Genomic DNA, 15,906 nt, shown 5'->3' on the forward strand with positions numbered 1-15,906 from the left:
TGGAGATTAATATTTATTAAACTTTTGCGATATGTCATTTTTACTAGTTAGTTTATGCTTGACTCTACTAACAGGTGTTATGGTCTTACATGTTCAGAACGAGAATAACCTATCAAAAAGAATAGCTAAGGCTGGTGTTATTGTAGAGCAATTGTTAGATCAAAATGGAATAAATCATATTGATCTGAAAAAGAAGTTTTTGACCTCAAGCCTCTCTACACAAATCAGGTTGGTAGAATACCATCTGAATTACTTGGATTCAAACTATACTGATTTCGGGCCTAAGAAAACAGTATTTCAAAGAATTGATAATATTGAAAATGCATTAAGTCTTTATCAAGACTACAATACAGAATTAAAGCTTGCATCATGATGCAAGCTTTAATTTTATAGCATAAATTTATTTTATATCCGAAAGAGGAAAACACTTATCAACCTTAACGCCTCTTTCTGTTTTTATAAGACTGCAACATTCAGTAGTAATATCATGCTGAAAAAATAAGATGGCATTTTTTTCAACAGCTTCTGCAAGAAATTCTTGTTTTTCAGCCAACGATGCTGTTGGATTTAAATCATAACTTGCCAACCATTTTACCGGAACATTTGCTGCAGTAGGAATAAAATCTCCTGCAAAAACAACTTCCTGACCATTACAATTAATTACAGGAATCATCAATCCAGGCGTGTGACCTTCAAAAATTTTCACTTTAAAATTTGGAAACAATTCACCTTCATTCTCTACCAAGTTCAACTTACCAGCTTCCTTTATCGGCATTATATTTTCATCAAAAAATGCGTCACTTTCGCGAATATTAGGATTTAAATAATTTTCCCATTGTTGTTTACTAACCCAATGTTGAGCATGCTTAAAAACCAACTCATAACCACTTTTATCAGCATTCCATTTTACGGCTCCTCCGCAATGATCGAAATGCAAATGGGTAAAAACAACATCTGTAATATCATCAGCTGAAAATCCTGCATTCATTAAAGAATCTAACATATTGGCATCACCATTTAAGTGCTGATGCTTGAAAAACTCTTCACTTTGCTTGTCTCCTGTTCCATTATCAATCAATATCTTTCTATCACCATCCACAACAAGCATGCTTCTCATGGCACAATTACAATAATTGTCTTCGTTCGAAGGATATTTTCTACTCCACATTACTTTAGGAACAACACTAAACATTGCTCCACCATCGCACATAAAATTTCCTGTTTCTATATTGTATATTTCCATGATAATATTGTTTTATTCTAGTATCTTTAATTTTCGCAAAAGAGAGGCTTAAATCATGTTAAAGCACTCTTACTTATTGCGGTTCAAAAATACAATTTTATAAAAGATTATCAATGAAAGTTCACTTTATAGCAATTGGCGGTAGCGCCATGCACAATTTAGCAATCGCACTTCATAAAAAAGGATTCGAGATTACAGGTTCAGATGATGAAATTTTTGATCCTTCAAAATCAAGATTGGAGAAATATGGAATCTTACCTAAAGAATGGGGCTGGTTTCCAGAAAAACTTACAACTGATATTGATGCGATAATTCTTGGTATGCATGCAAGAATAGACAATCCTGAATTGTTAAAAGCACAAGAACTTGGATTGAAAATTTATTCTTATCCTGAATACATTTACGAACAAACCAAAGATAAAACCAGAATTGTGATTGGTGGTAGTCATGGAAAAACCACAACAACCTCAATGGTAATGCATGTTTTGAAAGATAATAATATTGACTTTGATTACATGGTAGGAGCACAGATTGAAGGATTTGAAACCATGGTTAAATTAAGCACAGATGCTAAAATTGCTATTTTTGAAGGTGATGAATACCTTTCCTCTCCTATCGATCGCAGACCAAAATTTCATTTGTATCACCCTGACATTGCACTGCTAACCGGAATTGCCTGGGATCATATTAATGTATTTCCAACTTTCGAGAACTATGTGGAGCAATTTGAAATTTTCACACAAATGATTCAAGAAAATGGTTCTTTAATCTACTTTGATGGTGATGAGCACATTGCAAAAATTATTAAAAACAAAAAAGAAGGTATTGAATACATTCCATATAATTCACATCCATTTGAAGTGATTGATAACTGTAGTATTCTTAAAACAAATAACGGAAATGTTCCTTTGGAAATATTTGGAGAACACAACCTTCAAAACCTTATGGGAGCTTTTCATATTTGTAAGAAAGCCGGTTTGAGTGACAAACAGTTTTACAATTCCATTCAAAATTTCTCGGGAGCTGCCAAACGTTTACAAAAACTAGCCGAAAATAATTCATGTACAGTTTTTCAAGATTTTGCACATTCTCCATCCAAATTAAAAGCAACAACCGAAGCTGTAAAAAAACAGTTTACCGATCGTAAATTGATTGCTTGTATGGAATTACACACCTTTAGTAGCTTAAAAAAAGAGTTTTTGCCTCATTATAAAAACACCATGAGTTTGGCGGACAAAGCCATTGTATATTTTAATCCCCAAACCGTTGAACACAAAAAGCTTGACCCAATTACAAAAGAACAGGTTGCAGAAGCTTTTGGCGGAAACAATGTTACGGTTTACACTGATTCTGATTTGGTTATTAAAGATTTGTCTGAGCAAAACTTCAATAACACCAATCTTCTTTTAATGAGTTCTGGTAATTTTTCTGGAGTTAATTTATCCGAACTAGCAGAAAAAATTGTCAACAAAACCTGATTCAATACATACATATTGTTTTGCCTGTCAGCAAAATAATACTATTTTTAATGTAAATCAGATTAAACAGCTATTAAACCATGTCTGCTTTACACAGGTTAACCTTTCTAATTTCAGTTTTACTTTCGTTTGTTTTTGTGAATTTGCATGCTCAAAATCAAATACAGAAGGCTGAGGAATTATTGCCTAAAGCGGAAGGAGAACAAAGGATTGTATTGCTTCAAGAATTATCCAAGCTCTATTTGGATGTTAATATTGATAAAAGCATTGATTACCTAAAAGAAGTTGTCGTTTTATCATCAGGTATTCCAACAAATCATGCGACCGCTTTGTACGATTTGGGTAATCTGTACCGAAGAGTGAACAATTTCAGAAGAGCTTTAGATTGTCATTTGCAAGCATTGGAAATTCGTAAAACAATATCCGATCAATTGGCTATATCAGCTTCGTACAATAATATTGGAGAAATTCATAAGATTCTGAACAAGCATAAAGAAGCTCTTGAATATTTCAATAAATCTTTGGAAATCCGCCAAAAGGAAGGTTCGGAGAAAGAAGTAGCTTATACCTTAAATAACATAGGAAGCGTTTATTGGCTTGATAAAGATTATGCCAATGCTTTAGAATTCTATTTAAAATCGCTCGAAATCAGATCAAAACTTGGCGATAAATCGGATATTGCTTCATCTCTCAATAATCTTGGTAATGTATACAAAAATTTAAACAAGTATAACAAAGCCCTGGATTATTACAAGAAGGCTTTATCTCTTCGGGAACAATTGGGAGATGAATCGCTTATTGCCTATACTTTAAATGATATTGGTGGCATTTATTGGCGATTGAACAACTTTAACGAATCGCTTAATTTTTACAATCGGTCATTAAAAATTAGACGTGAATTAGGAAATAAGCGTTTTACTGCTGCTACCTTAAAAAACATTGGAACCGTATACAAGGATTTGAATGAACTTGATTTTTCATTAAAGCACTATAACGAATCGCTTAAAATTTACGATAACATAGGCGATTTGAAAGAACAGGCCAATGTTTATTCATTAATTGGAAACTTGTATCGAAGCTATAACAATTTCGATAAAAGTCAGGAGTTCCATAAAATTGCTCTCAACCTGCATGAGAAATTAGGCAATACCAAAGGAATTGCTTATTCATCGAATAGTATCGGCGAAATTTTAATGGATTACTATAAAAGTGATGACGCCCTAAAGTATCTTCAAACTGCTTATGAAAATGCCAATTATTCAAAAGACAGAAATCTTCAAAAGTCTACCTCTGAAAATCTCTTTGAGTATTTCTCGAACAAAGGCGATTACAAAAAAGCATTGGAATATTACCGAAACTATTCCTCCACACAATATGATAGTATAGCAGATCAGTACGACAAGGACAGAATTAGTGAGTTCGAAGCCAAATATGAAATCTCGAAGAAAAAAGAAGAAATTAAAGGTTTAAAGGAATACAACAGAATGCAAACCATTCTGATATACCTTTTTATTGTTCTGATTATTTTATCTGCAATTATTGGTTATATCACATATAAAAACATTCAACTCAGGAAAGAAACAACAGAAACTTTAACTCTTAAAAATAACGAGTTGGAAGATATTAATTCACGATTAAAAGAATCGGATGTAATTTTAAGAGATCTAAATTTAACCAAAGACAAAATTTTTAATATCATTTCAACAGATTTACGTGATCCATTCATCGATCTGAAAAATATCAGTTCAAAATTGATAGAAAGCTTTGAAGAAAATGATATTGAATATCAAAAATCTTTGGCCATTGGAATTCGTGATTTATCTGTTCACACCAATGATTTGGTAGAAAATATTTTACTGTGGTCTGCATCACAAGCAGGTAAAACAACATTTTCTCCAAAGTATTTCAATATTCGAGAATCGATTAATGGAATTCTTCAGAAATTATCGGGCCCAATTATTGAGAAGAACCTAAAATTCATTTTCAATATGGACAACACTTCTATGGTTTATGCTGATTCTGCAGCCATATCAGAAGTTTTTAAGAATCTTATTTCAAACGCCATTAAATTCTCTTATTCCGAAGGGAAAATCACTCTTTCGGCACGAGAAAAAAAATATCTTGTTGAGATTGAAATATCAGACGAAGGAGTTGGTATGAGCAAATCGAACCTTAATAAGATATTCAGATTAGATAATAATTACCTTGCGCTTGGTACTGCTCAGGAAAAAGGAGCTGGAATCGGACTATTGCTTTGTAAAGAGTATGTAGAAAAAAATGGAGGTAAAATCTGGGCTGAAAGTGTAGAAGGAAAAGGAAGTAGCTTTTACATCACAATTCCTAAATCCGAGAAAATTTTAGAATCTATGCCAAAATCAAATGCATAAAAAAGAGGCACCCAAATGGATGCCTCTTCATATGTCATGAACTGCTAGTTATTAAGCAATTTTTACTTACGTACAAAGTGATAGTGACTTCCGAATCTTTCGAAGGCAGCCTTATCAAGTTCTTCTCTAAAGTCTGGATGAGCAACAGAGATAATTGCTTTAGCTCTTTGCTGAAGTGACTTACCAAACAAGTTTACTGCACCATGCTCAGTTACAAACCATCTCATATTATTACGAGTAGTTACAACACCTGAACCAGTTAATAAGGTTGGAGTAATTTTAGAGATACCTTTACCAGTAACAGAAGGCATAGCAATAATTGGAACACCACCTTCAGAAGCTGCAGCACCACGAGTAAAGTCAATCTGACCTCCTACACCTGAATAATGTTTAGTTCCGATTGAGTCTGCGCAAACCTGACCAGTAATATCAATAGAAAGTGCAGAGTTGATAGCACATACTTTTGGATTTTGCTTGATAATACCAACACCATTAGTATAAGCAACATCCATCATTAAAACTCCTGGGTTATCATCAACGAAATCGTATAGTTCTTTTGTTCCCATCAAGAAACCAGCAACAATTTTACCTGGATCCAATTTCTTGTTTCTACCGTTAACAACACCTTTTTCAACCAATGGAAGAAGACCATCAGCAAACATTTCAGTGTGAACACCAAGATCCTTGTGATTTCCTAACTGAGCCAAAACAGCATTAGGAATACCTCCAATACCCATTTGCAAACAAGCACCATCAGGAATCAATTCTGCAACATTTTTACCTATTGCAATATCCATTTCTGATAAAGGAGCATTGTGGTGCTCGATAAGTGGAGAGTTATCTTCACAGAAGATATCAAAGTTTGATAATGGCATCATTGCATCACCAAAAGCACGAGGTACATTAGGGTTAATAATTGCCACCACAGTATCAGCTTCTTCAACTGCTGCTTTACTAGCTTCAACAGAAGTACCTAAAGATACATAACCATGCTTATCAGGAGTACTTACCTGTACAACTGCAACATTTACATTTAAAACTCCTTCACGAATCAATTGTTGAGTTTCTCCTAAGAATACAGGAATATAATCAGCATAACCAGCTTGAGTTTGCTTTCTTACGTTAGCCCCAACAAATAATGACTCAAGATTAAAAATTCCTTCAAATTCAGGATCAGCATAAGGAGCTGGTCCTTCTGTGTGAATATGCTGAATAGTTACATCGTAAATTTCGCCATTACGACCACGATCACACATTGCGTTAATAAATTTATGAGGTGTCAACGCCACTGAGTGCAAGTGCACTCTATCTCCAGACTTAATTACCTTTGCTGCTTCTTCAAAAGAAACTGTTTTAATCTCTTTATGCATCTCTAATCGGTTTTTATATTGATGTTTATAAATTTCTAATTCGCCGACTAAAGTAGTATATTTTTTAAGTGCAATTTCTGCTATTCAGCATGAGTGCTACACAACATATCTTCACTATCAATTCATAATTAAGACTTTGCGAATTAGATCAAAAGAAAATTCACTTTAACAAATAACTTTATAATTTATATAAAACGGAAGGATCTTAAAACAGGCCTATATAAAATAAAGAAGCCGGGAGACCCAAACTCCCGGCTGCAAAACCCAAACATCTAATAAAACTTAAATAACAAAAACTATCAAACTATTATTTTTACTAACCCTATTAATAAGGTATACTATTTTTGTTGTAAGTACTTGTGAAAAATAGTTTTCCTTGTTTTCTATATCAAATATACGAAGCAATTCTGCATCAAGCAAATCAATATTGTTTATAGTGTTATAGATAATGTTTATATTTGAGAGAATTTAAAAAAAACGACAAGACTAATGATTACGATCACCCAACTTGAATATATTGTGGCTGTTGACACCTATCGTCATTTTGCAACAGCTGCCGAAAAGTGCTTTATTACTCAGCCAACTTTAAGTATGCAGATTAAAAAATTGGAGGAGTATTTGGATGTTACAATATTTGACAGAAGCAAACAACCCATCATTCCAACCGATGTTGGCCTAGATATTATTGAACAAGCCCGAATCATACTTAGCGAAACCCAAAAGGTTGATGAGATCATTAAAGAACACAAAAATACCATTGAAGGGAATTTAAAAATTGGAATTATTCCAACCTTGGCTCCTTTTCTTCTTCCAATGTTTATTGGTGACTATATCAGAAAATATCCATCGATTAAAGTTGAGGTGGAAGAAATGGTTTCCGAAGAAATTGTAAAAAGCCTTAAAAAAGATAAAATTGATGTAGGTATTTTTGTTACACCTGCAAAAGATGATAAAATTCGAGAGAGACATCTATTTTATGAAGAAATGATGATTTACGCTCACAAAGATCATCCTCTATTAAAACAACCTATTGTTGAGGTAAAAGATATTGCCACTCCAGAAATATGGATGCTTAGTGATGGACACTGTTTCAGAAATCAGGTAATTAATCTTTGTGAAATGCATGATTTACAACATCAGGAATTGCCATTCGAATTTGAAAGTAATTCTCTTGAAACATTAATGAAAATTGTAGATCGTGAAGGAGGATTTACACTAATTCCTGAGTTAGCCACTCAATATATGCCCGAGGATAAACTTAAACAGGTGAAAAAATTCACAAATATTAACCCTTTAAGAGAGGTTAGTTTGGTGTATTCTCGTCACTACACAAAAAATAGATTGTTGGATTTATTAGCTGATCAAATCAAAAATATCATCCCAAATAACTTTTTAAGTAGCGATAGAGGAACAATTGTTGAATGGCGCTAAATTTATTTTTAGCTTATAACTAAGCAGTTAGTTTCTTTGACAAAAAAAAGTGTGATTTTTTTTCAAAAAAAGTTTTGCAGGAATAAAGAATTATCTCTTTCTTTGCAGCGCAAAAGGAAAAAACAAGGGGCTAACGCTTCAACATTCCTGAAGCAAAAAAAAGAGTTTTTTTTCGCAAAGTGTTTGCAGTTTTAAAAAAATAACTTACCTTTGCAGCTCTGAAAAATTAGATGGTCCGTTCGTCTAGGGGTTAGGACGCCAGATTTTCATTCTGGTAACACGGGTTCGATTCCCGTACGGACTACTAAGAATTTTGCAGCGATTAAATTTTGATTTATATTTGCTGCGCATTAATAAACCAATGGTCCGTTCGTCTAGGGGTTAGGACGCCAGATTTTCATTCTGGTAACACGGGTTCGATTCCCGTACGGACTACCAAGATAATAATTTAGATAACTTTAAGAGATGGCAAATCATCAATCTGCAATTAAAAGAATCAGACAGTCTGAGAAGAAAAGAGTACACAATAAGTATTACGCGAAGACTGCAAGAAATGCTGTAAGAAAGTTACGTGCTACTTCAGATAAGGAAGCTGCTAATGAATTACTTCCAAAGGTAACTGCAATGTTGGATAAACTTGCTAAAATTAATGTAATTCATAAAAACAAAGCTGCTAACTTGAAATCTAAATTAGCTTCACACGTTAACAAGCTGTAAGACACTATAACTCTGTTATAAAGGGTTCTCAATGAGAACCCTTTTTGTGTATACACATATTTCATATTGGTTTTGTTTATGTAAATTCATAACTTTAGTTAAGTATTTACACAACAAACTATGGATGAATATAACAAACTAAGCATTAAAGACTGGGCTCTTGAAGATCGTCCCAGAGAAAAGTTAATGTACAAAGGAGTTAAAAGTTTATCTACTGCAGAACTTTTAGCTATTATTATTGGTAGTGGTAATCGCAATCAATCCGCTGTCGAACTTTCCAAATCGATACTCTCATATTGCAATAACGACCTTAATATACTGGCAAAAAAATCCATTCATGATTTAATGACGATCAAAGGAATTGGAGAAGCAAAAGCCATTGGTATTATATCAGCACTGGAGATTGGTCGAAGACAAAAAGCATTTCAGAGCAAACAAAAAGAAAAAGTTACTTGTAGTCGAGACGCTTTCGAAATTTTATTCCCATTCGTAGAGAATATAGGACATGAAGAGTTTTGGGTTTTATTTATGAATAGAGCCAATAAAGTAATCGAGATTAAAAATGTTTCTTCTGGAGGAATTACAGGCACAGTTTTCGATATCAGATTGGTTCTAAAAGAGGCTTTACAACTTGAGGCTGTTAATCTTATTCTTTGTCACAATCATCCTTCTGGAAATTTGGCTCCTTCTGCAGCAGATAAGGACATTACAACCAAATCGAAAGAAGCTGCTAAACTAATGAATATCGAAATATTAGATCATATAATAATTGGCGAAAACGATTACTATAGTTTTGCCGATGAAGCTCTAATTTAGAATGAATTAGATTACGAATTTTTCCTTCATTTCCTTCCTTAATATTATTGAAATATGGCTATATTTGCGCTCAGCTAATTTTTAAATAATAAAACATGGTGATCCATACATTAGGAGAAAACAACTCCCTTTTTAACCGATTTATAGCTGAAATCCGAGACGTTAACGTTCAAAACGATCCTCTTCGCTTTAGAAGAAACCTTGAAAGAGTTGGTGAGATATACGCTTACGAAATCAGTAAAACTTTAGATTTTGCAGATCAATCAGTGGAAACTCCACTTGGCACTGCAGTTACTTCTCTTCCAAAGGATGAAGTTGTTGTAGCTTCGATATTGAGAGCAGGTCTTCCTTTGCACAATGGTTTATTAAACTACTTCGATAGATCAGAAAATGCTTTTATTTCTGCATATCGTAAGCATACCGAAGATGGAAAATTCAAAATTAATTTCGAATACATTTCATCTCCTTCTATCGATGGCAAAGTGGTTATTCTTGCCGATCCAATGTTGGCAACAGGATCATCAATGGAATTAGCATACAAAGCAATGCTAACCAAAGGTACTCCTAAACACGTACACATTGTTTCTGTAATTGCAAGTCAAGAAGGTGTTGATTTTATTAAGAACAATTTACCTGCAGAAAACACTACCATTTGGAATGGTGTTGTTGATGCTGAACTAAATACCAAATCTTATATCGTTCCAGGTTGTGGCGATGCTGGTGATTTAGCTTTTGGTGCTAAACTAGGATAATCATTATTTTTGATAATATTTTCAAGGACTGTTCTTATGACAGTCCTTTTTTATGCCTTAAAAACACTTACCTCTGATTCATCAGGACAAGAATTTTTCATTTCCAAGATACTCTTGTACATTACTGGATGAATAAAATCAGGCGCAATTTCAGCTAAAGGAGCCAAAGCAAACATCCTTTCTCCCATTCTTGGATGTGGTACTTCCAGTTTTTCTGTGTCAATTATTAAATCATCGTAAAACAGTATATCCACATCAATGGTTCTCTCGCTGTAGCGATTTTTCTTTCTTACACGACCAAGATTTTTCTCAATTTCCTGGGTACGATCAAGAACTGCCTCCGGTAATAATTTACTCTCTACCACCACCACCTGGTTCAGAAAACTCTGCTCATGTTCGAATCCCCATGGTTCGGTTTCATATATAGCCGAAACTTTCAGAATTTTTCCAACATCATTTCCCAAAGCTTCAACTGTACTTTTCAGAATCTTCTCTCTATCACCTAAATTTCCACCTATCAAGAAATATACTTTTGCCATCTTTTTTAATTTGATCGGTAAAAGAAACAAAGAAATCTTTCGAAACAAAATATACATCGAAAATAATAAGCATTTCAAAGTTCTATCAGTTTAATTAGATATATTTGTTATAATGCCTATTTACATAAATTCGCATCTTATAAATTAGAATAATCAATTAAAAGAAAATCAATATGAAAAGCTTCTTTAAATTTACATTTGCCTCCATATTAGGAGTTATTGTAGGTGGATTTCTTCTTTTGTTTTTGGGTATCGTGATTATTGCTGGAATCGCATCGAGTGCTGATAAGCCTGTAACTGTTAAAAACAAAAGTGTTCTGGAAATCAAACTAAACAAATCACTTGCTGATAGAGGTGCAGATAATCCATTTGATGAATTGGATTTACCAGGAACCGGCAGTTCAAGCATCGGTTTAACAACCATTTTAGAAAGTATCGAAAAGGCTAAAACCGATGAAAAAATCAAAGGTATCTATTTAAATATTAGTAATGTTTCTGCCAATTTTGGAGGTATTGCTTCTATCGAAGAAATCAGAAACAAACTTAAAGAGTTTAAGGAAACCGGTAAATTTATTGTGAGCTACAACAATTTTGGATACTCACAAAAAGCATACTACCTAACCTCTGTTTCTGATAGCATTTACTTAAATCCTGAAGCAATGATAATGCTTCTTGGTATGGGGGGAGAAAGAACTTTTTACAAAAAATTCCTTAAGAATATTGGTGTAGAAGCTCAAGTAATTAGAGTTGGTAAATACAAATCGGCAACAGAACAGTTTTTCAGAGACGATATGAGTGACGAAAGTCGTGAACAAACCATGGCTTATGTTGGTGACATTTGGAACCAAATTTTAAAAGGAATTTCGGAAGAAAGAGGTATTTCGGTTGATAGATTAAATGAACTAATTGACGCATTTGCCATTAAAAAGGCAGCTGATGCTAAAAAACACAACTTGATTGATGGTGTAATCTACCAGGATGAAATGAATGACATCCTAAGAAAACTTACTGACATTAAAGATGATAAGAAACTTCGAAAAATTAGTATTTCTGATTATGCAAAATCTCCAGATGCTGATTCAAAATTCTCGAAAAATAAAATTGCAGTAGTTTATGCTTCAGGCGCCATTGGAAATGAACAAAGCGAAACCGCAATTGGTCCGGAATTGGCTAGCACTATTCGTAAAGCAAGAAGAGACTCTACCGTTAAGGCCATTGTATTGCGTGTAAACTCACCAGGCGGTAGTGCTTTGGTTTCTGATATTATTTGGAGAGAAGTAGAATTGGCATCTCAAGAAAAGCCGGTTATTGCTTCAATGGGTAACGTTGCTGCATCAGGTGGTTATTACATTGCTTGTCCTGCAGATACAATTGTAGCTGACAAAAACACCATTACCGGATCAATCGGTATCTATGGCTTGTTCTTCTCGGGTGAAGAATTGATTAAGAATAAAATTGGTTTCACAACCGATTCATACGGTACCAACAAACATTCAGCTTTTGGAGGAGGTTATCCATTAATGGTTGTTCCTGTTTCTTCAAGAAAATTCACAAAAACCGAAAAAGTAATTCTTCAGGATATCATTAACGAAGGATATGATACATTCCTAACAAGAGTTGCAGATGGCAGAAATCGCACAAAAGAAGAAATTCATGAAGTGGCACAAGGAAGAGTTTGGAGTGCTGTTGATGCCAAAGAAAACGGTTTGGTTGATGTTTTAGGTGGCTTAGAAACAGCAATTGAGATTGCAAAAGAAAAAGCAGGTTTAGAAGATGACTATAGAATAGTTTCTCTTCCTAAACAAAAAGATCCTATTCAGGAATTAATAAATGATATTACTGGTGAAGCTAAAACCAGATTCTTAAAATTTGAGTTAGGTGATACTTACAGATATTACAATCAAGCTCAAAGCATTATGAATTTAGGCGGTATTCAGGCTCGCTTGCCATACGAAATAGAACTAAACTAATTTTCATTAATTTGTTCACATAAAAAAATCCTCAAGAAATTGAGGATTTTTTTTATTTCAGGATTCACTATATTTTTATCAACTAAATAAAAAATTATTGTCATATTTAATTCCTTATAAATACTAACAAATATTTCTGTAAATTTAATATGGAATTAATTGTTACTATTACGAATCAATCTCGAAGGAGATGTTTCTATACACCTGATTAAAACTATAATCGATGAAAGCATTATCCCGTTTTTTAAAAGTTTTACTACTACCATTTAGTTTACTTTACGGATTGATTGTGGCAATGCGCAATATGCTCTTCGATTTAAATATACTAACCAGTACTGAATTTAAAATTCCAATCATATCGGTTGGTAACATTACCGTTGGAGGAACTGGCAAAACTCCTCATATAGAATACCTTATCACTCTTTTAAAAGATGATTACAAACTTGCTACCCTAAGCCGTGGATACAAAAGAAAAAGCAAAGGATTTATCCTTTCGGATGAAAGTTCCACTGCTAATTTGATAGGTGATGAGCCTATGCAAATCAAACGTAAGTTTCCTGACATACTGGTTTCTGTTGATAGCAAAAGGGTAAATGGAGTTAAAAATCTGCTTAAAAGTGAACATGGAAATGATTTAAGTGCGATTCTACTTGATGATGCCTACCAGCACAGATATATAAAGCCTGGCTTATCCATTCTTTTAATTGACTACAACAGACCAATTACTCGTGACTTTATAATGCCATATGGTCGTTTGAGAGAAAGTGCAGAAGAAAGATCAAGAGCAAACATCATTATTGTGAGTAAGACGCCTGCTAACATGACTCCAATTGAGAGAAGAATCATTGTGAAGGAGCTGAAAATATTGCCTTATCAAAAACTGTACTTTACTTGTTTAGATTATGGAAATCTTCAACCCGTATTTGGCAAAGATGCGGTAAAAATTGGTGATGAAAATTGGAATAAGGAAAGCTTTTCAATCCTTTTGGTAACAGGAATTGCAAACCCTAAGCCTTTACGAGAGTATCTCGATGGTTTCTCAAATACAATTGAAGAATTGCACTTTCCAGATCATCATGCGTTTAACCAGAAGGATATTCAATCTATTGAGAAAAGATTTAATGAACTACCTGGCGATAATAAAATCATTATTACCACAGAAAAGGATGCTACTCGCATTTTCGATATGGAAATCAAGCAAGAAAGCATCAAAAAACACTTATTCTTTGTTCCTTTATGTATTAAGTTCTTGAATGAAGACAAGTCGAAATTCGACAATCAGATTTTAAACTACGTCAAGAAAAATAAGCGATCAAGTAACCTGCACAATATCGAAACAGATTCAATATAAAATAAAAGGGGAATTAAAACATTCCCCTTTACTCTACCATTTATTAACCACTACATTAATTAACAGCTATTGCAAAAGCACTTTGGCTTATGCCAAAATAAGATTTTTCATTTTAAATGCTCTATGCTTCATCAAGTTACAAAATCAAACATAAATAATCAAGCATTGAATTTCTTTTTTTTAATGAATATAATTCTGATATTTTACTTCAGTTTCCCTCCAATTACACAAGTCTTCTTATAGGTTTTCATTCGGCCATCGGGATTAAACATTTCGATATAAACAAGGTAAATCCCTATAGGTAACCTTTCCCTTTTTGAATTCAATCCATCCCAATATACTTTATCATCAGTTCCCAAATACAAATTACTGGCAAGTTTCCTAATCTCCTTTCCTAAAGAATTGTATATTCTGATATTCGCTACAAATCCATCATCTTCTAAATTAAAATTGATGTACAAACGATCATCAATTCCATCATTATCAGGAGAAAATATTTTTGAAGACAAACTAACTTCCTCTACAGTTTCCTGTATATCACTATAAACTGAATTTTTCATGCCCGGTGTTCCAAAACCAATATTTTGTGCCGCCGATTGCCAATTGGAATTTAAATTCGTTTCTTCATCCGGATTAACACGCTCCAATGCTACACCTTCTTTAGTTGCCAGCAATTCAAAATGCATCTCTTCATAATACTCAAAATCATCAATAAGCTCATCTTTTGTGTACAAAACTATCCTTCCATTTTTATCTGGATAATTTGGCAAACTCACTTGATGAAAAACTGCAGTATTTGAGGTGTAATAATTATCAGTAATATTTAAAGAGTCAGCTGTAAACAAGAGGTATGACTCAGGATGCAATAGAATCTGTTTCTTGGCCAACTTAACACTATCTGTTAGCAAATAATTCTCATCTTTTTTACCAATATACAGTTGCGATAAATCGTAAATATTTTGAGTTCGATTATACAACTCTACATAGTCAGAACCTCCTGCCAAAGGATTAAATAATAGCTCATTAATTACAATATCTCCCTGATGAACTAAAGTAGGTATCCAAAATTCTACCAGATTACTTTTTAAAGGATTACCTGCCAAATCTGTTACTTTTTCAGAAATCTCTAATTTAAATTTTGCATTCTCTAGCAAATGGTCCTTAAAAACAATTTCGATTATCGTTTTAACTTCCTCCATTTTATGAATCTCGAATATTAGGTTCTTCCCCTGCACCAGTTCATAATTTAAAATTTGAAGAACTTCTAACTCTTGCATTGGTTCTGAATAAGTTATTCGTACCGAATTTGAATTCATAACTTGTATATCCTCAATTTTTGGAAGAACCTGATCATTATTCTCTGCAAATACAGAATTTTGTTTTCCTGGTGTTCCTCCAATTGCAGAATTAGATGCTCTCCAATTAGGTTCTTGCCAAGTAAAATTCATTGGGTCAATACGCTCTAAACTCCAACCTCCATCACTTTTTTCATCTAATTGATACCAGGTATCGGAATATGCAATCTCATCAATTGTTTTTCCTTGTGCAGAAAACAAGACCAAACGGTTTCCTGAATTAGTTAAACCACCAAAACTAGATAAAGAATGAACATCTCCATAAATCAAAAAATCTTCCTTAGAGGCGTTAGAACAAAGAATTAAAAATGAATTTGCTTGAATTGTATCAGAGGAAAACAACAATTCTTTGCTGCCTATTTGCAATTTCCAACCTTCAACTGAAATTGGATAATTTTTGGTATTGTATAACTCGATGTATTCATACTCGGGTAATCCTTGTGTTGGGCTTTCATCGGCCATGATTTCATTAATAACAACATCATGTTCATGTACTA

13 protein-coding genes and 2 tRNA genes are annotated in these 15,906 nt (G+C 33.5%); 11 read left to right on the top strand and 4 right to left on the bottom strand.

All coding sequences use genetic code 11. From position 1 onward, the window contains the following. Positions 1 to 31: 31 nt before the first annotated feature. A complete protein-coding gene (locus tag DF185_RS13715; protein WP_133250041.1) occupies positions 32 to 373 on the top strand; it encodes a hypothetical protein in 342 nt (113 codons plus the stop codon). A 27-nt stretch (positions 374 to 400) separates the two neighbouring features. Here the strand turns inward: DF185_RS13715 and DF185_RS13720 are convergent, their stop codons facing one another. Continuing rightward, positions 401 to 1,243 carry an MBL fold metallo-hydrolase gene (locus DF185_RS13720; RefSeq protein ID WP_110361314.1) on the bottom strand — a complete coding sequence of 281 codons (843 nt, stop codon included), beginning with the start codon at positions 1,241 to 1,243 and terminating at the stop codon, positions 401 to 403. A 113-nt stretch (positions 1,244 to 1,356) separates the two neighbouring features. Here DF185_RS13720 and DF185_RS13725 point away from each other — a divergent pair, with 113 nt between their 5' ends. After that, positions 1,357 to 2,721 carry a UDP-N-acetylmuramate--L-alanine ligase gene (locus DF185_RS13725; RefSeq protein ID WP_110361315.1) on the top strand — a complete coding sequence of 455 codons (1,365 nt, stop codon included), beginning with the start codon at positions 1,357 to 1,359 and terminating at the stop codon, positions 2,719 to 2,721. Positions 2,722 to 2,801: 80 nt separating this feature from the next. Beyond that, complete coding sequence (locus tag DF185_RS13730; RefSeq protein ID WP_110361316.1) at positions 2,802 to 5,108, top strand: tetratricopeptide repeat-containing sensor histidine kinase; 2,307 nt, start codon at positions 2,802 to 2,804, stop codon at positions 5,106 to 5,108. A 62-nt stretch (positions 5,109 to 5,170) separates the two neighbouring features. On the opposite strand, the gene DF185_RS13735 is transcribed toward DF185_RS13730, so the two are convergent. After that, positions 5,171 to 6,478: an acetyl-CoA hydrolase/transferase family protein gene (locus DF185_RS13735; RefSeq protein ID WP_110361317.1), complete on the bottom strand. Its 1,308-nt coding sequence runs from the start codon at positions 6,476 to 6,478 to the stop codon at positions 5,171 to 5,173. Positions 6,479 to 6,967: 489 nt separating this feature from the next. Here DF185_RS13735 and DF185_RS13740 point away from each other — a divergent pair, with 489 nt between their 5' ends. The 6 genes from DF185_RS13740 to upp all read left to right on the top strand — a co-directional run bounded on the left by DF185_RS13740 (position 6,968) and on the right by upp (position 10,194). Further along, the gene (locus DF185_RS13740) at positions 6,968 to 7,909 is read left to right on the top strand and encodes a hydrogen peroxide-inducible genes activator (protein WP_110361318.1); all 942 of its coding nucleotides are present in this window, start codon (positions 6,968 to 6,970) and stop codon (positions 7,907 to 7,909) included. Positions 7,910 to 8,141: 232 nt separating this feature from the next. Continuing rightward, positions 8,142 to 8,213 (top strand) — tRNA-Glu (locus DF185_RS13745). Positions 8,214 to 8,272: 59 nt separating this feature from the next. After that, positions 8,273 to 8,347, top strand: a tRNA-Glu gene (locus DF185_RS13750). A gap of 27 nt (positions 8,348 to 8,374) precedes the next feature. Continuing rightward, on the top strand, positions 8,375 to 8,626 hold the full coding sequence (gene rpsT / locus DF185_RS13755; RefSeq protein ID WP_054716451.1) for a 30S ribosomal protein S20: 252 nt from the start codon (positions 8,375 to 8,377) through the stop codon (positions 8,624 to 8,626). A gap of 120 nt (positions 8,627 to 8,746) precedes the next feature. Next, entirely contained in the window at positions 8,747 to 9,442 is a 696-nt protein-coding gene (gene radC, locus DF185_RS13760; RefSeq protein WP_110361319.1) for a RadC family protein, read from the top strand. A 95-nt stretch (positions 9,443 to 9,537) separates the two neighbouring features. Further along, positions 9,538 to 10,194 (top strand): uracil phosphoribosyltransferase, encoded by a 657-nt coding sequence (gene upp, locus DF185_RS13765; RefSeq protein WP_110361320.1) that lies wholly within the window; start codon positions 9,538 to 9,540, stop codon positions 10,192 to 10,194. A gap of 50 nt (positions 10,195 to 10,244) precedes the next feature. Here the strand turns inward: upp and folK are convergent, their stop codons facing one another. Continuing rightward, positions 10,245 to 10,733, bottom strand: coding sequence for a 2-amino-4-hydroxy-6-hydroxymethyldihydropteridine diphosphokinase (gene folK, locus DF185_RS13770; RefSeq protein ID WP_110361344.1), 489 nt, complete (start codon positions 10,731 to 10,733; stop codon positions 10,245 to 10,247). A gap of 173 nt (positions 10,734 to 10,906) precedes the next feature. Here folK and sppA point away from each other — a divergent pair, with 173 nt between their 5' ends. Together sppA and lpxK are read left to right on the top strand one after the other, a co-directional pair. Beyond that, positions 10,907 to 12,703 (top strand): signal peptide peptidase SppA, encoded by a 1,797-nt coding sequence (gene sppA, locus DF185_RS13775; protein WP_110361321.1) that lies wholly within the window; start codon positions 10,907 to 10,909, stop codon positions 12,701 to 12,703. 223 nt (positions 12,704 to 12,926) lie between these two features. After that, positions 12,927 to 14,054 (top strand): tetraacyldisaccharide 4'-kinase, encoded by a 1,128-nt coding sequence (gene lpxK / locus DF185_RS13780; protein ID WP_110361322.1) that lies wholly within the window; start codon positions 12,927 to 12,929, stop codon positions 14,052 to 14,054. 203 nt (positions 14,055 to 14,257) lie between these two features. Here the strand turns inward: lpxK and DF185_RS13785 are convergent. Beyond that, positions 14,258 to 15,906 (bottom strand): lamin tail domain-containing protein (locus tag DF185_RS13785; protein WP_133250042.1); only part of this gene is annotated, 1,649 nt, incomplete at its 5' end.

This window comes from Marinifilum breve (assembly GCF_003202155.1).
GTDB lineage: Bacteria > Bacteroidota > Bacteroidia > Bacteroidales > Marinifilaceae > Marinifilum > Marinifilum breve.